The organism is Catenulispora acidiphila DSM 44928 (genome assembly GCF_000024025.1).
Taxonomy (GTDB): Bacteria; Actinomycetota; Actinomycetes; order Streptomycetales; family Catenulisporaceae; genus Catenulispora; species Catenulispora acidiphila.
This window is the reverse complement of record NC_013131.1, coordinates 1298329-1317624: the sequence shown is the minus strand read 5'-3', so window position 1 is coordinate 1317624 and position 19296 is coordinate 1298329. Positions and strand designations below refer to the sequence as shown.

Genomic DNA, 19296 nt, shown 5'->3' with positions numbered 1-19296 from the left:
GCCTCCAGGTGGCTGGTTGTCATGCAGGCCTTTCTACCAGCCGCCGCCGACTCCGATCCGGTCCCGCTCCTCGAATTCGGCGTCCCGCAACCGCACCGACAACTCCGGCGGCCGCCGCAGCAGTTGGTCGAGCAGCACGCCGCCGACCGTCATCGCGAGCACCAGCGCCACGACCGGCACCGTCCACCCCCACCCGATCGAGCCGGCCGCCACCACCGAGCCGTCGTCCCCGCCGCCCGGACCGTGGTTCAGCGACCCCAGCAACGGCGACAACCCCGCCCCCATCCCGAGCCCCGCAGCCGCCGCCAGCACCGCGACCGGCAACGGCACCAGCGTCGCGACCACCCGGCTGCGCCCCACCCCCAGCCCGAACACCTGGAGGAGCAGAGCGCTGTCCCGGCTGACCGCACGCGTCGCGGTCAGCAACTGCAACAGACACAGCGCGAAGTATCCGACGCAGAGCGCTTCAACAAGGTGGAACACGTCCCGCGCCGCCGTCACCCGCCCCTGGCGATAAGCCTGAGACTGCACGTCCCCCAACGTCGTGACGACAAAGCTCGCACTCACCCCCGGCACCGCCCGCAACGCCGAGACCGACACCGCCCCGGTGTCCCCGCTGAGCCACGCGACGTTCGGCTTCCCGGGATCGGCCATCGGCACCTCGCCGGCCGGCACCACGACGTAGTCCGACCCGCCCCGGTCCTCGACCGAATCAGCCAACGGCACGTCCACATAGCCCCCGATGACCGCCTTCAACGACCCGGCCGTCTGGGACACCGACACCGACCCGGAGTACAGCCCGGCCAGCCCCGGCGAGGCGAGCACCGTCACCGTGCCGTCCGCCTTCGGCGGCACCGGCCAGCTCGCCGGAACCTCCTGCCCGCGCGCCGAGGCGTCCGACAACGCCGCCGCAGCCGCCCGCCGGAAAGCTTCCGGATCAACGGTGATCACCGTGATCGGCCGCGGCTGCGGGATGCCGTCCGCGGTGATCTGCGCGATCCCGCCGGCGTCCGCCCGGGCGGTGAAAACGCTGTGCACGCCCCGAACCTTCGCCGCCGCAGCGGCGAACCCGTCCGGGAACACCGCCTTGTAGTCCGGCTCGGCATCGATCCGCGCGGCGGCGCCGACGGCGCGCACGCTGTCGTCCCGCACCTTCTGCGTCACCGAAGCGTCGTACCCCGCCGCGAACATCCCGGCGGCGACCACCACGACCAGCCCCGCCAACGGCGCCGCGACCACCGGCACCCGCCGTCCGGACAACGCGGCGGCCACGAAGCCGACCGCCCCCCGACGCCGCGCCAACACCCGCACCGCCGGCCCGAACAACGCCGGTACCAACCGCACCGCGGCGATCCCGGCAGCGAAGGCGAGCAGAGCCGGGGCGGCGACAGCGATCCAGTCGATCGAACCGTCCGGATTCGCAGAACCCTGACTGCGGTAGACCGCCAACGCGCCGCCGGCCGCCACCAGCAGCCCGACGTCGCGCACGATCCGCCGCGTCCGCGCGGTCTCCCCGACCGCCTCGTGCCGCTGCGAAACGACGCGGTCCCCGGCCCGGAACACCAGGTAGCCGACCACCGCGAACGTCACCACCGTCACCAGCACCACGCCGGACCACGCCGCCGGATCGCGCAGCGTGCCACGCCCGGCGCGCACCGCCCCGACCGCCCCCAGCACCGCGAACGCCCCCACGACCACCGCCGCCTGCGTCGCGTGCCGCAACGCCAACCGCACCGGCGAAGCGCCCCGAGCCCGGCACAGCGTGACGTACGCGGCCCGCCGCATCACCGTCAGCCGCAGCATGAGGAACAGCGCCGCCAACGCCCCCGCGGACAACGCACCGAGCACGACGGCAGCCAGCTGATGGCTGTCGGACTGCGTGCTGCGGATACTGCTCGCCAAGTCCTTGAGCCCGGTCTTCAACTGGACGTTGCCCTTGAGATCGCTGACTCCCAGCAACGCCTGGTCCAGCGCCGGACCCACGGCCGTCAGCGCGGAGGGAGTCAGGCGGGCCGGATCGACGACGTAGTCGTAGACCGTCGTGTACTCCCCGGTCCGGGTACTGCTGGAGATCGTCGCGATCGCCTCCGGACGGCTGACGAACACGTCCGATTCCCAGACGTCGACCGACTGGTCGCAGCCCTTGGCGCCGCCGAGGCAGACGGTCGTGAGCTGCGGATCGGGCTTGTCGGCGATGCGAAACAGCGGATCGTCCCCGCCGACACCGGCCTTGGGCGCGAAGATCCCGGCGATCTGAACGGACATCTGGAACTGCAGACTGCTGGCAGATACCGGCGTGTTCATGTCCACGACCGTGCCGACGGTCAGCCCGAAGCGGTCCGCGGTCGACTGCGACACCGCGATCGGCAGCATCATCGTCAGTGATTTGACGAACCCGTCGTCCGGGTCGACCTTCGCGTTCACCGTCTCCTTGCCGGGCGCGCCGCCGGAGACGTACCGCACCGTGTCGTCCAGCCGCGGCGCCCAGTCGAAGCGCAGCCACGCCGGGTCGGCCAGCTTCGCCGGCGGGTTCCGGACGGGCAGCAGGTGGTCGTACTGCCGGGTGATCGAGGTCTGCGACACCAGGTGGTTCAGGGCGTCCGGCAGCGCCGCCAGATTCGCCGAGGCGACCGAGGAGATGTCGGAGGCGGACTTCGGATACGCGGCGTCGGTGGAGAACGGGAGCGCGGAGGCCACCAGGTCGCGGTGGGCCCATTGCGCCTTGCCGATCAGGGAACTGACGATGAAGGCGTCCGACTTCTTGGTGTCGGCGGGGACCGCCACCGCCGTCGCGGCGGTCCCGGCGGCCAACAGCGCCAGCGCGGCCAGCACCAGGCGGGCCGGGCCGAGTTCGGCGAACCAGCGCGGCGTCTTCATCGGCCGTCCTCCCCCAGGCGCAGCGTGCCGCCGACGCCGTCCGTGCGCCGCGTCAGCGACACCAGCGCGACCAGCCCGAGCAGCAGCACGGCGGCCACCGCCCCGACCCCGGCCAGCGCCGGCAGGTCCACCACGGTCACCGGTTTGGGGATCGGCACCTGTCCGGAGTCGGTGAGGATCAGCAAGGGCAGTTCCGATCGGATCGTGAGCACCGCCAGCGCGCCGCCGCCGACCATGCCGAGGACCACCAGCAGCAGGTTCTCGGCCAGCAGCATCGCGGCGGTGCGGCGCTTGGACAGTCCCAGGGCGTTGAGCAGAGCCAGTTCGGTGGTGCGCTCGCGCATGGCGATGACCGAGTGCAGCGCGAAGCCGATGAGGATGAACAGCAGCGCCGCGCCGGCGGCGATCACCAGCGTCAGCTTCATGCCGCTGCGGATCGGGTCGTCCCGGATGACCGCGGCCTGCGCGGTGCGGTCGCTGACGGCCGGCGCGGCGACCAGCGCGCCGTTGTGCAGGGCCCGGTAGCGATCGGCGAGCTGCGTCGGCGACGTGCCCCCGCCTGCCTTGGCCCACCACTCGAGCTGCTCGTTCACCGACTTGGACACCAGGTCCCCCCGGTCCAGGAAGCCGATCGGCACGATCAGCGCGGCGTTCTCGGCCGGAGCGCCGGGAGCGGGATCGCCGACGCGGTACGGCGCGGGCATCGCCTGCACCGAGCCGACGAAGTGCACGCGCGTCTCGGGCCCGAAAGCCTTGGTGGTGTAGGAGTCGCCGACCTTCAGACCGAGGGTGTTCAGCAGCTGCGTGGAGGCCAGGACCGGGACGTCGCCGACGGAGGCGTCGGAGCGCGACAGATCCACGGTGTGCGTGACGATCGGCGCGGTCGAGGTCCCGAAGCCGGAGTACTCGGTGAAGTGCACGAGCCCGGAGCCGGAGGTCGTCCCGACGCTGTAGGCGGCTTGCGCGGCGCTGGTCCCGGACGTGTCCGAATCGGTGCTGCCGGGCTTCGCCTCGCCGAAGGCGTGCGCCTGGATCCCGGCCGGGAGCGTTGCGGGCTGTCCGTCTGCGGTCAGGTTCCCGACGTCCACGGTGACGTTCTGGGCGTTGCCCTCGCCGCCGGCTTGGACGGCGCAGTTCGGGACGACATTGCCCTGCTGGTCGTAGAAGGAGCACAGCGGTGCGTGGTAGGCGATGGACAGCGCCGTGATCCGCAGCGGATAAGCGATGGTTCCGCCTTCGGCGTCGACCTTCCCGCTCAGGGTGTGGGTCTGACCGTCCGCCGCCGGCACGCCGCCGAAGTCCACGACGACGCCGGCGCCGTACGCGTCGACCACCTCGGCCTGGACATCGAGCGCGCCGAGGCTGCCGGCTTCGCCCGGCTTCGCGTTCTGCCCCTGGTACCGGACGTCGAGGGTCAGCTTGGTCGGCTTGCCGGGCAACGCCACGCCGCCAGACATGCCGTCGGCGTCCCAGCCGCGAGTCGCCAACTGCGCCGACAGCTTGGGCCAGCTCTTGTCCGCCAGATCCGACCGCAGATCCACCACGTTCGCCGAGCGCGCCGGGTCGATGCCCAGGACGTTGACCGGCAGCTGCTGGAGCCCGGATCCGAAGAACAGGCTCTCGCGCGCCGCGGCGAACCCGGCGCCGGTCCCCGGCACGGCGGCGAACGAGCCGCTGACCGCGAGATGGCCGCCGGGGATGTCGGCGGCGCGGACGTCGGCACCGACCAGGTGCGCGCCCTGGTCGGCGGCGGAGCGGTCGGCGGAGGCGAGGAAGACAGTGGCCTGCGTTCCCACCGCGACGGCCATGATCAGCAAGGCCATCGGGGCGGCGTAGGTCCGCGCCATGCGTCCCACGCGCCAGCCCGCGAGGGCGAGGACGGCGGCCCGGCGGCGCGCGGCGACGTACTCCAACGGACCGACGATCAGCGGCAGAACCCTCAGCAGGACAAGGGATCCGGCGAGCAGCAGTACCGACGGCGCGACCACCTGCGGCACGCTGAGCGGTCCGTTGTGGGAGGGGTCGTTGCCGAAGCGCGTCAGCTCCCAGAGCGCGCCGGCGCCGAGGAGGACCACGACGACGTCCGCGCCGGTGCGCTGCACGGCGGTGCGCACTTGGGAGCGGCTGCGTTCGCGCTTGACGCCGACGAAGCTGGCCGAGGACGTCACCGGCACCAAAGCCAGCAGCAGCAAGGTGGCCAGCGCGCCGACCGCGACGACCACCCACAGGTCGGAGGAGATCGGCGGGGCGTTGTCGTGCGCGGTGGACCAGCGGCTGGAGGTGAGGCCGTGTTCCAGAAGCTGGGCGAGGAACGGCGCGACCGCCGCCACCGGCGCGGTGAGCACCAGCCCTTCGGCGACGCCGACCCGCAGCAGCCCGCGCACCGAGGCGCCGCGGGCGCGCAGCAGACCATCGGTCTCGCGGCGGTGCTCGGACAGCAGGCGGGTGGTCAGGACGAGCGCGGTCAACGCCAGCAAGCCCAGCTCGACCACCGGGAGCAGGTTCAGGCGGCTGCTGATGCGCAGGTCGCCGTCGATGCCCTGGGTCTGCGGGGTGAGCTGGTCCACGACGGTGGTGTGGATGTCGGAGTCGACGCTGTTGGCAGCTTTGGCCAGGTAACCGTCGAGGGCGGCGAGGCGGTTCTGGAGGGTGGCGGCGACGGAGGTCTGGATGGTGCTGAAGTCCGGGGAGGCGATCACCGTCTCCTGGCGGACCTGGAGCAGGTGGCCGGCGGTGACGCTCTGGTCCACGAACGCCGGGCCGAAGGTGGGCAGGTCCTCCTGGCCTTTGCCAGTGCCCTTATAAGCCTCGGCCTGCCAGAAGTCGCTGGAGGTGTCGACCGGCGTGTAGACGCCGACGATTTTGAAGCGCTGCTCCGCGCCGTCCATGCGCGCCTGCGTGTCGACCTCGTCGCCGACCTTCCAGTGGTTCGCCGTGGCGACGGTCTGTGGGATCGCGGCTTCGAACTCCGTGCCGGAGGCGGTGCGGGTGCCCGGCTGCGCGTCGGCGGGGACCGGGGCGGGCCAGGCGCCGGCGACGAGGCGCGCGTGGTGGGTGGCTTCGTTGCTGCCGAGGAAGTAGACGGAGTACGTGGCCTGATTTGGGGTGGCGCCGGCGGCGGTAGCGGCGGCGGCACCGGTCCCGACGACTCCATAGGGAGCGGTCGCGGTCTCGTGGACGACATCGGTGTCCACACCGGTGAAGGCGGCGTGGACCTGGTGCTCGATGCCGGACAGGAAGGCGACGCGCGTGGTCGGATCCGCCGGGAAGCGGGAGCCGATGTTGTAGAGCGCTGTCACGGTGCGCTCCCCGTCGGGCAGGGTGCTCAGCGCCTTGCGCACGCCGTCGCGCTCGGCGGTGGTGCCGTGCATGCGGATGAGCGTGACCAGGACCAGCGCCGGCAGGAGCACCGCCAGGGCGGCCAGCAGGAGCATGCGCTGGGCGATCGCACGCTTGCCGACCAGGCCCGGCAGCACGCCGCCGGTTGCTACGGGGACACGGCTCATACGGTGTAGGACGGGGCGCCTGAGCGGGGGCGTTGCGGTCGTTACCAACTGGTGATGTTGGAGAGCCGCTGATGTCGTGCTTGCCGGGCGGTTCGGGCGGTCAGCCGGTGGGCAGGTCCGTGGGGAAATCGGTCGGCAGGTCCGTGGGCAGGTCGGTCGGCAGGTCCGTCGGGAACAAATCGGTCGGGAAGTCAGTCGGCAGGTCGGTCGGGAACAAATCGGTCGGGATGCTGCCGCCGGTAAACAGCTGCGTCGGCAACTCGCTCGGCATGTTCTTGGGCATGCCGATCCTCCAGCGGCCGTTCTCCTTGACCCAGGTGACGTCGTTCATCCGGAACGGCACGGTCTGCCCCATGATCGTGATGGCGGGGAACTTGATGTGCACCGCCGCCGCGGGCACCACCGCGGTATCGCCGTTGACAGTGACCTGCGACGCATCGACGGTCGCGGCACTGGCGGCCTTGCGCTCGTCGGCGAGCGAGGCGCCGGCAGCGGACACGAAGCCATTGGCACTGGCCATGAGCTTCAGGCACCCCTGCGTCCCGGAGTACAGCTTGAGCAACGCGGCACTCATGCTGTCGCACATCGTGGGAAAATCGCCGCGCCCGAACGCACGCAACGTGGACTCCTCCGCCTGCGCCACCGCAGCCTTCGGATCAGTACTCCCCGTCGCCGCCACCACGACCCCGGTCCCCGCCGCCGCAACGGTGACGGTCGCAACGGTCGCCGCGAGCGCCTTGCCATGCAGCAGCTTCGCCCCATGCCGCGTCCAGCGCGCGGCACGCCGAGTGTGCTGCGCGGCCTGCGCGGCGTGCCCACCGGCATCGCCAAGAACTTGACCGGCAGCAGTGGAGCCATGAACAGCAGCATGACCCGCCACCGCATGCCCGACCCCACCGAAAGTCTGCGCCGCCGCCCCATGAGCCGACGCCGCACCACCGAAGGCTTGAGCAGCGGCACCATGCCCGGCGGCTTGCGCACCAAGGTGACCGGCGGCTTGAGTAGCGGCATGGCCGGCAGCTTGACCACCAGCCTGACCAGCTTGAACCGCACCTTGGACGCCGGCTTGGGTGGCCGCCTGGCCGACACCTGCCGCTCCGGCGCCAGCTGCCCCGGTCCCGGCTCCCGCAGCCCCAGCACCGGATCCGACAGCGCTCGCCGCGCTGGCTGCACTCGCCGCAGTTCCTGCCGCCCCAGCCGCACCGGCTGCACTTGCTGCCGTGCCAGCCGCCCCAGCCGCTCCCGCCGCGCCGCCGACAACGCCCGCTGCCCCGGCCGCTCCAGCTGCTCCCGTCACAGCTCCGGCAGCTCCCGCAGCTCCCGCGACCCCCACCGTCCCCGCCGTCGCGCCCGCGGCCAAAGCCAGCAGCGGCACCGCGGCGATCAGCCCCGCGGCGACGTAACCCAGGTCCCTGACTCCGCGCTCGAGCCAGTCCGCTCCGTACCCGGCGAGCGCCGCCGCCTCGACGTCGGCCAGAAAGGTCCGCACATCGCCGTATCGTTGCCCTGGATACTTCGCGAGTCCTCGCTCCACCAGTGCGCGTACCGGCGGCGGGACCTGGTCCAGCGGTGGGGGCGCCGATTCGTGCAGCGTTCGCAGCTCGGCCAGGGTCTCCGAGCGGAAGGGCCGGATTCCGGTCAGGCATTCGTAGAACACCACCGCCGCCGAGTACATGTCCGACGCGGGCGCGGGCGGGTAGCCGTTCCACTGCTCGGGTGCCATGTACGCCGGCGTGCCCTCGGCCGGCACGCCCTGCCCTGCCGGCGACGCGATGCCGAAGTCCGTCAGCTTGCTCTCGCCGTGGGCGTCCACCAGCACGTTGTCCGGCTTGTAGTCGCGGTGCACCACGCCCCGGTCGTGCGCCGCGGCCAGCCCCAGCAGCGACCCGCGCAGCAGCGCCAGCGCAGCCTCGGGCGACCCGTGCCCGCGTCCCAGCAGGGCCCGCAGAGTCGGTCCCTCGACCGCCTCCATCACCAGCGCGACACCCTGCCCGTCCGCGGCGACCACGAGCCCGAACACCTCGACCACATGCGGATCCCGCACGAGCGCCATGAGCTCAGCCTCCCGCCGGAAGCGCTCGGCGAACACAGGGTCCCCCACCAGCCGCGCGGCAAGGTACTTGATCGCCACCAACCGCCCGCCCGCATCCTCCCGCGCGAGCACGACCCGCCCCGTGGCTCCCGACCCGAGCACCCGGATCTCGGTGTATCCAGGCGCGCCCCAATCCCCAGAATCACTCACCCTGACACGCTGTCACGGCGCGGTCGCTTCGACTAGTGGTGCGGGTTGCGGAGCGCGCTCGACTGCTGCTCACACTGGCGGACTGAACGTCAGCCCTCCTCCTCGGCACGCTCCGCTCTGCCGCGCCGGACGCGCCACACGATCAGCCCGACGATCACGATCAGCGCGACGACCCCGGCGAGGATCCCGCCGACGAGGTGCTCCACGCGCGAGTAGGCGGCGCCGGCGAAGTAGCCCAACAGAGTGAAGCCGACGCCCCACACCAGACCGCCGAGGGCGTTGAAGAGCAGGAACTTCCGGTAGGGGGTGCGGGAGATGGCGGCCAGAGGCGGCATCAGGGCCCGGAAGAAGGACACGAACCGTCCGAGGAACACCGCCTCGGGCCCGCGGCGCCGGATCAGCTGCCGGGCCTTGTCGATCCGTACCTTGTGCCGTCGCAGGACCCCGACGTCCAGCAGCCGCACGCCGTAGTGCCGCCCCACCTCGAAGCCGACGCTGTCCCCCGCGATCGCCGCGACCACCACCACGGTCGCCAGCACCCAGATGGACACCGTCCCCCGGTTCGCCAGCACCCCGCCGATCACCGCCGCCGTCTCCCCCGGGAACACGAAGCCGACGAACAGCGCGTCCTCAGCGAACACCAGCAGCGCCACCACGACATAGATCAGCGCAGGCGGCAGGCTGCTGAGCCAATCGAGCATCCCCTAGCCCTCCATCCGCCGCACGAACTTGGCCCGCGTCCGCGTCCGCACCGCCGTGATCCCCCCGACCAGGAACGCACCGGTGTAGACGAGCTGCACCAGCACCACCCCCCGCGCGACCTGCCCGGTGGGATGGATGTCGCCATAGCCGACCGTCGCCATGGTGACGCCGGTGAAGTAGAGCGCGTCGAGCCTGGTCTGAAGCCCGACGAACTGCCCTTCCCGTGTAGCCATGGCCCAGTAGCTGGCGGCGAATGTCAGAATCGCCGCCCACGACAGAAGCAGGATGACCAGCCCGGGGTGGCGGTACCGGCCGCTGCGGTCAGTCAGGGTGCGATTGGTGGTGATGACCATGCCCACGGCCAAAAGAGTGAGCAGCCCGGCCAGGATCAGCCACGACAGCACCCGATGCTTCGGCCCGAGCACCCCGAAGGGAATGGTGAAGTAAGCGGTGGTGAGGAGTACGGGACCCAGGACGCCCAGCGCGAGAAGAAGTTGAGCGGGGATGTGACGCTGGTGGCCGGCCTGGTGCGGCTTGGAGTGCCCCGCTCCGGCTGCCTGCCCGCCATCGCCATCGCCATCGCTGTCGCGCCCAGCCCCAGCAGCCTGCCCGCCATAGCCCTCGCCGCCACGCCCAACCCCACCACCGCGAGCAGCGCCGCTCGAGCCGCCGACATCATCGCCGCCGCCCGCGCTTCCGCCTCCGCCGGGCTCCCCCGGTTCCGCTGCCTCGCCCTGGTCGCTCATCAGGTACCTGTCTTCCCTGTCCGCGCCCGGGTGACGCAGCCCTGTCACCCATCCAGCCGTTCCACCACCTGTTCGCACAGCTCGTGCGTGGCGAGTGCGTCCTGCAGATCCGGGAACTGCGTCTCGCCGCGTACTGCCGCCAGGAAGTGCTCGCAGATCTGCTCGATGCCCTTGACGCGTCCCACCGGTGCCCAGCCGGTCGGGCCGTCTGCCAGGTCGCGGATGTCGCGCCAGTGGCCGTCGCCGATGAGTTGGAGGCGTTCGCCCTTTGCGCCGGCGCGGCGGTTCATGGTGCCGAAGCAGGTGAAGCCGGGTCCGGAGAGGGTCAGTGCGACGTGTTCGAGCATGCCGTCCTCGACGCGGCCGGAGACTGTCACGTCGGAGACCTCGCCGGGGGCGAGGAAGCGGAGGGTGTCGGCCACATGGATGAAGTCGTCGAACACGATGTCGCGGAGTACGCCCGGGGCGTCCGCCTCGTTCTTCTGCAGGATCACGGTCTCGCGTGGGGCGCGGGCGGCGGCGACGTAGGCCGGCGCGTGGCGGCGGTTGAAGCCGACCATGAGGGGTGTGCGGGTGCGTTCGGCGTGCTCGACCAGCGCTCGCGACTCGGTGAGGGAGTCGGCCAGTGGTTTGTCGACATAGGTCGGGACGCCGGCGTCGAGGAGCCGCGCGACGATCTCGACGTGGGCGACCGTCGCGACGTGCACGAACGCCGCCTGCGGCAGATCGTCGCCGAGCAGCGCGTCCATCTCCGTGAAGCGGCACTCCGCGGGCACGCGGTACGCCGCCCCGAGCGCGTCGAGCCGCGCCCGATCACGCGTCATCAGCCGCAACCGCAGGTCAGCGCGCGTCCCCAGCACCGGCAGGTACGCACTGCTCGCGATGCCTCCCAGCCCGATCACCGCGACCTCGAACACGTCTTCGTCCATAGACCCCATGGTCGCGCAAGATGACGCCACCCGCCGCTACGGTGTGAGCCCATGACCGACACCGCAGCGAACGCGGCAGCCGACACCGCCGCCGCCCGCATATCCGCGGCCCTCCACACCGCCGTCACCACCCCCGGCGACCGCGCCGCCGCCTGGCACGTAGCCGAACTGATAGCCGCTGACTGGTCCGACCGTCCCCTGACCGCCACCGCCGCCGACGGCTACACCGACGCAGACCTCGACACCGCCGCCGCCGATCTCGGCCACCCCCTCCCGGCTGCCCTGCGCGAAGCCCTGAAACTCTTCGGCCGCCGCGACGACCTCACCCGCAACCAGGACCCCCTCGCCACCCCCAAGGACCTGGAGATCTACGAGGGCGCCCTCACCTTCCGCGACGAGAACCAAGGCGTCTGCACCTGGGGCGTCCTCCTGGCGGACCTGCACCAGGAAGACCCGCCGACCTACCTCCGCCCCGACCTCGCCGACAAGGCCGAGGAGAAGTGGCTGCCCTGGACGGACAAGCTGTCCCTGGCCCTCGTCGAAGCCCTGATCACCGAGACGATCATCGGCGACGACGAAGACCTGACCGCCGCCTGGCAACCGCGACCCGGCGACGGCCGCCCGGAGGAAACCGGCCTCACCGCCCTCCCCTGCATCCAGCCCGACTGGTACAAGACCGCCTGGTACGTCGGCGACGACATCCTCGCCCACGTCGCCGACGGTGCCTGGATCAGTGTCCGGGCACGCTCACCCGAGGCGCTCCTCACCTACACACTCACCCCACATAATTGAAGTGGTCCGGATCCGGCCCGATCCGGCCGTCGTCCCGCCGCAGCTCCGTGATCTCGTCCATCTCGGCGCTGGTGAGTTCGAAGTCGAAGACGTCGATGTTCTCCACGATGCGCGAGGCGGTGACCGACTTCGGGATCACGACGTCGCCGAGCTGAATGTGCCAGCGGAGCACGACCTGCGCCGCGGTCTTGCCTTTGGCGTCGCCGATGCGCGTCAGCACCGGCTCCTGGAGCAGGTCGCCGCCCTGACCCAGCGGACTCCAGTCCTCGGTGACGATGCCGAGCTTCTCGTTCAGCTGGCGCATCGCGGGCTGGCAGAAGTAGGGATGGAGTTCGATCTGGTTGATCGAGGGGACCTTCTTGGACTCTTTGACCAGGCGCTCCAAGGTCTCGGCGGAGAAGTTGGAGACGCCGATCGCGCGGGCCCGGCCGTCGGAGTGGATCTTCTCCAGGGCACGCCAGCTTTCGATATACAAATCCTGTTCCGGGACCGGCCAGTGAATCAAATACAGGTCCACGTACTCGGTGCCGAGGCGCTCCAGACTCTTGTCGAAGGCGCGGAGCGCGGCGTCGTAGCCGTGGTCGCCGTTCCAGAGCTTGGTGGTGAGGAACACGTCCTTGCGCGGGATGCCGGAGTCCCGGATCGCGCGGCCGACGCCGCCCTCGTTCTCGTAGGCGGCGGCGGTGTCGACGTGGCGGTAACCGGCTTCGAGAGCCGTCGTGACCGCGCCGTAGGCCTCAGCGTCGGAGACCCGCCAGACGCCCAAACCCACCTGCGGGATCTGAACGCCGTCATTCAAAGTGATGTATTGCATTTCCTCATCCCTTCCAGGCTTCGACCGCCTGAGAAATCGGGGTGGACCCGGACACCAACTCGAGGGTCTGACCGATCCCGGCGCGCTGTTCGATGATCTCCGCCAGGACGTCCGCGACGTCGGCGCGCGGAACAGTCCCGCGCCCGGTGTGCGGGACCAGGTGCACCAGGCCCAACCCCGGCGTGTTCAGCAGCCCGCCGGGACGGATGATCGTCCAGTCCAGATCGCGCGACCGCAGATCGTCCTCGGCCTTGGTCTTGGCGTCCAGGTACGCCACCCACGTCGCGTCCGACCCCGGCGCGGCCGGCGCCCCGGCGCCCATCGACGAGATCTGCACGAACCGCCGCACCCCGGCGAGCTCGGCGGCGTCGGCCAACAGCACCGAGCCGCCCAGATCCACCGTGTACTTCCGCTCAGCGCTGCTCCCGGCGCCCGCGCCCGCCGCGAACACCACGGCGTCGGCGCCGCGGATCACCTCGGCCAGCGACGCGGCGGTCGCGCTCTCCAGATCGAACACGACCGGCTCGGCGCCGACGGCCACCAGATCGTCGGCGCCGTCGGGACGCCGCAGCAGTCCCTGGACGGTGTGACCGTCCGCGCTCAGCCGCGCTTCCAACAACAGGGCGATCTGTCCATGGCCGCCCGCAATCACGATACGCATGCGTCCTCCCTATCCCACCTGGGAGCCGAACGGGAGGTCGAGGCGACCGTTCGGACCAGACTCCGGATCAGACTCCGGACCAGACCCGCACTGGATCCGAACCAGACTCCGGACGAGTCTGATGATCAGACAGCCGCCTCGAAACAGCTCACGCCTCCGGCAGCCGCACCAGCATCTTGCCGGTGTTCGCCCCGCTCATCAGCCCGAACCAGGCGTTCAGCCCGTTCTCGATCCCGTCGACGACGGTCTCGTCGGCCCGCAGCGAACCGTCCGCGAGCCACCCGGCGGCCTTCCCGATGTACTCCGGGAAGGTCTTCATGTGGTGCCCGATCGTGAACCCGCGCAGTGTCAGGCTCTTGCCGATCGCGTTCGACAGGTGCGCCGGACCGGACGGCCGCTCCTTCTCGTTGTACGCCGAGATCGCGCCGCACAGCGCGATGCGCCCGAACAGGTTCATGCGCGTCAGCGCCGCGTCGAGGTGGTCGCCGCCGACGTTGTCGAAGTACACGTCGATACCCTCCGGCGCCGCCTGCTTCAGCTGCGCGCGCAGCTGGCCCTCGCGGTAGTCGATCGCGGCGTCGAAGCCGAAGTCCTCCTTGAGCCGGCGCGCCTTCTCCGGACCGCCGGCCGAGCCGATGACCTTCGCCGCCCCGAGCTTCTTGGCGATCTGCCCGGCGACCGAGCCGACCGCGCCGGCCGCACCGGAGATGAAGACGACCTCGCCCTCCTTCACCGGCGCGATCTCGGTGAGCCCGACGTACGCGGTCAGACCGGTCACGCCCAGCACGCCGAGATACGCCTGCGGCGGCGCGAGCGTGACGTCCAGCGGCTGCACCTTCGTCCCGTCCAGCAGCGCGTACTCCCGCCAGCCCTCGAAGTGCTGCACGGTCGTCCCCACCGGCACCGCCGCGCCGTCCCCGGCCGCCACCACGACCCCGACCGCGCCGCCGGTCATCGCCTCGTTCAGCTGGAACGGCGGGATGTAGGACGGCACGTCGTCCATCCGACCCCGCATGTACGGGTCGACGGACAGCCAGGTGTTGCGCACCAGGACCTCGCCGGGCCCGGGGTCGGCGACCTCGGTGCTCACCAAACGGAAATCGGAGTCCTTCGGCTCGCCGACCGGACGTGCGATCAGCTGCCATTCACGACTGGCGACGGACACGGGTTACTCCAAACGAGTGAAGAGGGGATCAGACAAAGGGGTCGAACGGGTGAAAGGAGGCGGGCCCGGCGTTCTCATCGTCGCCGAGCCCCGGCGGCGCTGCCACTCGTGCGCCGCAGCGCATCAAGCCAGCGGTCAGCGCTCAGCAGTCAGCAGTTAGCAGTCAGCAGTCAGCAGTCAGCCAAGAGCCTTCAGCAGCTCCGCCGCCAACGGAGCGGACGACATCGGGTTCTGCCCGGTGATCAGGTTCCGGTCCACGACCACGTGCGGCGTCCACGGCGCGGCCTTGTCGACCACCACGCCGTCGGCGACCAGGCGGTCCTCCAGCAGCCACTTCGCCTTGTCGGCGAGACCGCCCTGGGCTTCCTCCTCGTTGGTGAACGCCGCGACGCGGTAGCCGGCGAACGCCGACACGCCGTCCACGCCGTGCGCCGCGAGCAGCGCCGCCGGACCGTGGCAGACCACCGCGAGCGGCTTGCCGGAGCCCAGCGCCGCGGTGAGCAGCCGGCCGGACTCGGCGTCCTCGGCCAGGTCCTCCATCGGGCCGTGCCCGCCGGGGTAGAACACCGCGTCGTAGTCGCCGACCGAGACGTCGGCCAGCGCGACGGGACTGCGCAGCCCGGCCATCGCCGCGAGCGCGTCGGACATCTGCCGCGCGCCCTCCTCGCCGCCGGTGAACTGCGCCGACAGGCTGCCGGCGTCCACGGTCGGCACCACGCCGCCGGGAGTCGCGACCGTCACCTCGTGCCCGGCGGCCGTCAGCGCCTGGTAGGGCACCACCGCCTCCTCGGCCCAGAAGCCGGTCGGATGCTTCGTGCCGTCCTTCAGCGTCCAGGAGTCGGCACCGGTCAGAACCATCAGGATCTTCGCCATGCCCTCGACAGTAAACCTCGTGAACTTATCGACACCAATGGGCACTCCGATGGCTCATATCGATTTCCCGATGGCTTGCCGGTAGCCTCGGCGCATGACCGATCCCTTGGACCTCAACCAGCTGCGCACGTTCCTCGCGGTGCACCGTTCCGGCTCCTTCACCGCGGCCGCGCACCTGCTCGGGCTGTCCCAGTCGACGGTCACCACGCAGATCCGCGCGCTGGAGACCCGCCTCGGCCGCGAACTTTTCGAACGCCGAGCGCGAGGCGTCGCGCCGCTCCCCTACGCCGACGGACTGGCCGCCCAGATCGCCTCGCCGCTGGACCGTCTGTCCGGACTCACCGACGACGCCGACACACCGGCCACCGAGCCCGTCCACCTGGCGGGACCGGCGGAGTTCCTGGGCGCGGTCGGCATGGGACTGCTGGCGCCGCTGATCGCCGACGGTATCCAGCTCCGCGTCTCCACCGGCCTGACCGACGATCTGCTGGACGAACTCCGCTCCGGCCGCCACGATCTGGTGATCTCGACCCGGCGCCCGAACAGCAGAGGCCTGATCTCAGAACCCTTCGCCGACGAGGAGTTCGTCCTGGTGGCGGCACCGGTCTGGGCCGAACGGCTGAAGGACCCCGAATACCTGAACGGCAAAGGGCTTCCGGCCGCGTTGGTCGACGTACCGCTGCTCGCCTACGACGCGGACCTGCCGATAATCCGCCGCTACTGGCGCTACGTCTTCAACGAGCAGCTGACCGCGCCGACCCGCCTGACGACCGTCCCCGATCTGCGCGGCATCCGCACCGCGGCGGTCGCCGGCGCGGGCTGGACCGCGCTCCCGAAATACCTGTGCCGCGCCGAGCTGGATGCCAACACCCTGACTCTGCTCCATGAGCCCGACGAAGCACCCCTGAACACCGCCTACCTCGTCCGCAGACCCGGCGGCTCCGCCAACCCGAACGTGGCGCTGGTCCGCCACCATCTGCTGGCCGCCGCGAAGGCGTGGTGGGCCGATCACGAGTGCTGATCGGCGCACCGGTTCCGGTCACCGAATTCGATCACCCCTGTTGACACCACCCTCGCCGGGACAATACTGAGCGGACAGTTACCGACCGGTTGGAAAGCAAGGGTGCAGCCATTGAACACCCAGCACGACCTCGAGAACCGCATTCACGACTTCCTCGCGACCCATGATCCCGGCGCCACGAGCAAGCTGGACTTCCTGCGTGCCCGCTTCGACGCCGGGCTTGCCTGGCTGCACTACCCGCCGGGTCTGGGCGGTCTGGGGCTGCCCCGGGACCAGCAGCCGATCGCCGAGAAGGCCTTCGCCGCCGCCGGCGCGCCCGACAACGAGCCCAGACGCATCGGCATCGGGCTGGGCATGGCCGCGCCGACCATCCTCGGCTTCGGCAGCGAGGAGCAGAAGCAGCGCTGGCTGCGGCCGCTGTGGTGCGGGGAGGAGGTCTGGTGCCAGCTGTTCTCCGAGCCCGGCGCCGGATCCGACCTCGCGGCCCTGGCCACCCGCGCCGTGCGCGACGGCGACGACTGGATCGTCAGCGGCCAGAAAGTCTGGACGTCCATGGCGCACGAGGCGCGCTGGGCGATCCTGGTCACCCGCACCGATCCGGACGTGCCGAAGCACCAGGGCATGACCTACTTCGTGCTGGACATGACCGCCCCTGGCGTCGAGGTGCGCCCGCTGCGGCAGATGACCGGCGAGGCGGAGTTCAACGAGGTCTTCCTGACCGACGTCCGCATCCCCGACAGCCAGCGCCTCGGCGCGGTCGGCGAGGGGTGGAAGGTCGCGCAGACCACGCTGATGAACGAGCGGGTCGCGATCGGCGGCGGGGCGTCGCCGCGCGAGTCCGGGATGATCGGCGTGCTGGCGCAGAGCTGGCGCGACAACGAGAAACTGCGCGATCCCTCGCTCCACGACCGGCTGCTGACCCTGTGGGTCGCCGCCGAGGCCGCGCGCCTGACCGCGCAGCGCCTGTCCGCGCAGCTCGCCGCCGGACAGCCCGGACCCGAGGGTTCGGCGGCGAAGTACGCCTTCGCCACGCTCAACCAGCAGATCTCCGGTCTGGAGCTGGAACTGCTCGGGGAGGAGGCGCTGCGCTACGACGAGTGGACGATGCGCCGCCCCGACACCGTCGATTTCGTCGGCAGATCCCCCGGCTACCGCTACCTGCGCGCCAAGGGCAACTCGATCGAGGGCGGCACCTCGGAGATCCTGCTGAACATCATCGCCGAACGCGTTCTGGGCCTGCCCGGGGAGATCCGGACGGACAAGGACGTCGCGTGGAAGGACCTCCCCCGGTGAGCGACGAACTCCTGTACTCCGAGACCGAGGAAGAGCTGCGCGCCGCGGTCGCCGACCTGCTCGCCGACCGCGCGCCGTGGGCCTCGGTGCTGGCCCGGACCGAGACGGCCGAGCCGTACGACCCGGAGCTGTGGAAGGCCCTGGGCACCGGGATCGGCGCGGCCGGCCTGCTGATCCCCGAAGACCTCGGCGGCGCCGGCGCCTCACTGCGGGAGGCCGCCGTCGTCGCCGAGGAGCTGGGCAAGGCGGTCGCGCCGGTCCCGTTCCTGGGCAACCTGATGGCCACCGAGCTCCTGCTGGCGGCCCGCGAGACCGGCAACGGCACCGCGGCCATCGCCGAGGATCTGCTCCGCCGCATCGCCTCGGGCGAGACGACCGCGGTGATCGCGATCCCGTTCTCGCGATCGCCGGACACGACGTACAAGGGCCGGGTCTCGGTCACGCCGTGGCCGCCCCGCGAGGATCCGCACGAGGCGCGGCTCACCGGCCGGGTCACCAGCGTCGCCGGCGCGCAGCCCGCCGACGTCCTGCTGGTCCCCTCCGACGGCTCGATCTACGTGGTCCAGGCCTCCGACGCCCAGATCACCCCGGTCACCACGCTGGACATGACGCGGGTCCTCAGCGACGTCGAGTTCGACGACACCCCCGCCCAGCTGCTCGCGATCCGGTACGAGCCGCTGTCGAAGGCACTGCTGGCCGGGGCGGCGGTCCTGGCCTCCGAGCAGCTCGGCCTGGCCGAGCAGTGCTTGAAGACCACGGTCGAGTACGTGAAGACCCGGCACCAGTTCGGTCGCGCGATCGGTTCCTACCAAGGACTCAAGCACCGGCTGGCGCAGCTGTGGGTGCAGATCGCACAAGCGCGCGCCGTCGCACGCTACGCGGCCTCGGCCACCGGCAAGGAGCAGGAGATCGCCGTCGCGGTCGCGCAGGTCCACTGCTCGGCGGTCGCGGTGCAGGCGGCGGAGGAATGCGTGCAGATGCACGGCGGCATCGGCTTCACCTGGGAGCACCCCGCGCACCTGTATCTGAAGCGGGCGAAGAGCGCCTCGATCGCGCTGGGGAGTCCGGCGCGCCACCGGCGGCGGCTCGCCGAGCTGGTGGAGCTGCCGGCGGGCTGATCAGGCTTTCCGCGGCGAAGACAGGTCAGGGCTCATCGACATAGATGGGCCCTGGCCCCATGTCGCGGGTCGTGACCTCGTTGTCGGTGACGACGAGCTGCCAGAGGTCGTCGACCTCTTCGCCGTCCGCGTCGATCGCGCCGTTGACGACGTGGTCGAAGGTGAAGTGCGCGAACTCCGGCGCGTAGTAGTGCCCTTCGACACGCGAGGCCAGCTCCGCCGCGAGGGCAGCGCCGGGCATCAGGAACGTCCTGATCAGATACGCCATCCATTCCTCGGAGTTGTAGAACTTCTCGGCCTGGTTCCAGCGGATCCGGCTGCCGTCATCCGTCGGCTCCCACTTGCACCACAACCCCGGCTGCCCGAACCCGGCCTTGTCGTAGTCACGGATGTCCGGTTCCTCGTCCTGCCCCATGTGCCCCGTGCCGCAGTAATACGGGCCCAGCTCGCGGTCCATGCGCCGGGTGCCGACGAAGCGCCGCAGATACGAGATCTCGTGCGTGTTCAGGGGCGGCTCGACCGTGACCGCGCCGGTGAATTCCGTGGTGTAACCCATG

At 70.9% G+C, this 19296-nt stretch carries 15 protein-coding genes; 4 read left to right on the top strand and 11 right to left on the bottom strand.

What is annotated here, in order from left to right; translation table 11 throughout:
• Positions 1–33 precede the first annotated feature (33 nt).
• From CACI_RS05785 to CACI_RS05760, 6 genes are all read right to left on the bottom strand, one after another.
• A complete protein-coding gene (locus CACI_RS05785) occupies positions 34–2877 on the bottom strand; it encodes a hypothetical protein (RefSeq protein WP_012785387.1) in 2844 nt (947 codons plus the stop codon).
• Positions 2874–6383, bottom strand: coding sequence for an FtsX-like permease family protein (locus CACI_RS05780; protein WP_012785386.1), 3510 nt, complete (start codon positions 6381–6383; stop codon positions 2874–2876). The genes CACI_RS05785 and CACI_RS05780 overlap by 4 nt, the downstream gene beginning before the upstream one ends.
• 100 nt (positions 6384–6483) lie before the next feature.
• A complete protein-coding gene (locus CACI_RS45155; RefSeq protein ID WP_012785385.1) occupies positions 6484–8625 on the bottom strand; it encodes a protein kinase domain-containing protein in 2142 nt (713 codons plus the stop codon).
• An 89-nt stretch (positions 8626–8714) separates the two neighbouring features.
• A complete protein-coding gene (locus tag CACI_RS05770; protein WP_012785384.1) occupies positions 8715–9326 on the bottom strand; it encodes a DedA family protein in 612 nt (203 codons plus the stop codon).
• 3 nt (positions 9327–9329) lie between these two features.
• A complete protein-coding gene (locus tag CACI_RS47535; RefSeq protein WP_012785383.1) occupies positions 9330–10073 on the bottom strand; it encodes a potassium channel family protein in 744 nt (247 codons plus the stop codon).
• A 44-nt stretch (positions 10074–10117) separates the two neighbouring features.
• On the bottom strand, positions 10118–11002 hold the full coding sequence (locus tag CACI_RS05760) for a Gfo/Idh/MocA family protein (protein WP_012785382.1): 885 nt from the start codon (positions 11000–11002) through the stop codon (positions 10118–10120).
• A 51-nt stretch (positions 11003–11053) separates the two neighbouring features.
• On the opposite strand from CACI_RS05760, the gene CACI_RS05755 reads away from it, so the two are divergent.
• Complete coding sequence (locus CACI_RS05755) at positions 11054–11794, top strand: hypothetical protein (protein WP_012785381.1); 741 nt, start codon at positions 11054–11056, stop codon at positions 11792–11794.
• Here CACI_RS05755 and CACI_RS05750 read toward each other — a convergent pair.
• The 4 genes from CACI_RS05750 to CACI_RS05735 all read right to left on the bottom strand — a co-directional run bounded on the left by CACI_RS05750 (position 11778) and on the right by CACI_RS05735 (position 15307).
• Positions 11778–12608 carry an aldo/keto reductase gene (locus CACI_RS05750; RefSeq protein ID WP_012785380.1) on the bottom strand — a complete coding sequence of 277 codons (831 nt, stop codon included), beginning with the start codon at positions 12606–12608 and terminating at the stop codon, positions 11778–11780. The two genes, CACI_RS05755 and CACI_RS05750, sit on opposite strands and share 17 nt — an antisense overlap.
• A gap of 4 nt (positions 12609–12612) precedes the next feature.
• Entirely contained in the window at positions 12613–13269 is a 657-nt protein-coding gene (locus CACI_RS05745; protein WP_012785379.1) for an SDR family oxidoreductase, read from the bottom strand.
• Between the two features lie 148 nt (positions 13270–13417).
• On the bottom strand, positions 13418–14434 hold the full coding sequence (locus CACI_RS05740; protein ID WP_012785378.1) for an NADP-dependent oxidoreductase: 1017 nt from the start codon (positions 14432–14434) through the stop codon (positions 13418–13420).
• A 177-nt stretch (positions 14435–14611) separates the two neighbouring features.
• Positions 14612–15307: a type 1 glutamine amidotransferase domain-containing protein gene (locus CACI_RS05735; RefSeq protein ID WP_012785377.1), complete on the bottom strand. Its 696-nt coding sequence runs from the start codon at positions 15305–15307 to the stop codon at positions 14612–14614.
• 94 nt (positions 15308–15401) lie between these two features.
• Here CACI_RS05735 and CACI_RS05730 point away from each other — a divergent pair, with 94 nt between their 5' ends.
• From CACI_RS05730 to CACI_RS05720, 3 genes are all read left to right on the top strand, one after another.
• Positions 15402–16328, top strand: a complete 927-nt coding sequence (locus CACI_RS05730; RefSeq protein WP_012785376.1) for a LysR family transcriptional regulator — start codon at positions 15402–15404, stop codon at positions 16326–16328.
• A gap of 102 nt (positions 16329–16430) precedes the next feature.
• On the top strand, positions 16431–17621 hold the full coding sequence (locus CACI_RS05725; RefSeq protein ID WP_012785375.1) for an acyl-CoA dehydrogenase family protein: 1191 nt from the start codon (positions 16431–16433) through the stop codon (positions 17619–17621).
• Positions 17618–18739 (top strand): acyl-CoA dehydrogenase family protein, encoded by a 1122-nt coding sequence (locus tag CACI_RS05720; protein WP_012785374.1) that lies wholly within the window; start codon positions 17618–17620, stop codon positions 18737–18739. Before CACI_RS05725 ends, CACI_RS05720 begins: the two co-directional genes overlap by 4 nt.
• 25 nt (positions 18740–18764) lie before the next feature.
• Here the strand turns inward: CACI_RS05720 and CACI_RS05715 are convergent, their stop codons facing one another.
• Positions 18765–19295 carry a hypothetical protein gene (locus CACI_RS05715; RefSeq protein WP_012785373.1) on the bottom strand — a complete coding sequence of 177 codons (531 nt, stop codon included), beginning with the start codon at positions 19293–19295 and terminating at the stop codon, positions 18765–18767.
• Position 19296: the final 1 nt, after the last annotated feature.

Bases quoted from the DNA above. Each gene is read 5' to 3' on its own strand.
- CACI_RS05785 (WP_012785387.1), bottom strand. From the start codon at position 2,877: ATGAAGACGCCGCGCTGGTTCGCCGAACTCGGCCCGGCCCGCCTGGTG.
- CACI_RS05780 (WP_012785386.1), bottom strand. From the start codon at position 6,383: ATGAGCCGTGTCCCCGTAGCAACCGGCGGCGTGCTGCCGGGCCTGGTC.
- CACI_RS05770 (WP_012785384.1), bottom strand. From the start codon at position 9,326: ATGCTCGATTGGCTCAGCAGCCTGCCGCCTGCGCTGATCTATGTCGTG.
- CACI_RS47535 (WP_012785383.1), bottom strand. From the start codon at position 10,073: ATGAGCGACCAGGGCGAGGCAGCGGAACCGGGGGAGCCCGGCGGAGGC.
- CACI_RS05760 (WP_012785382.1), bottom strand. From the start codon at position 11,002: ATGGACGAAGACGTGTTCGAGGTCGCGGTGATCGGGCTGGGAGGCATC.
- CACI_RS05755 (WP_012785381.1), top strand. From the start codon at position 11,054: ATGACCGACACCGCAGCGAACGCGGCAGCCGACACCGCCGCCGCCCGC.
- CACI_RS05750 (WP_012785380.1), bottom strand. From the start codon at position 12,608: ATGCAATACATCACTTTGAATGACGGCGTTCAGATCCCGCAGGTGGGT.
- CACI_RS05745 (WP_012785379.1), bottom strand. From the start codon at position 13,269: ATGCGTATCGTGATTGCGGGCGGCCATGGACAGATCGCCCTGTTGTTG.
- CACI_RS05735 (WP_012785377.1), bottom strand. From the start codon at position 15,307: ATGGCGAAGATCCTGATGGTTCTGACCGGTGCCGACTCCTGGACGCTG.
- CACI_RS05730 (WP_012785376.1), top strand. From the start codon at position 15,402: ATGACCGATCCCTTGGACCTCAACCAGCTGCGCACGTTCCTCGCGGTG.
- CACI_RS05715 (WP_012785373.1), bottom strand. From the start codon at position 19,295: ATGGGTTACACCACGGAATTCACCGGCGCGGTCACGGTCGAGCCGCCC.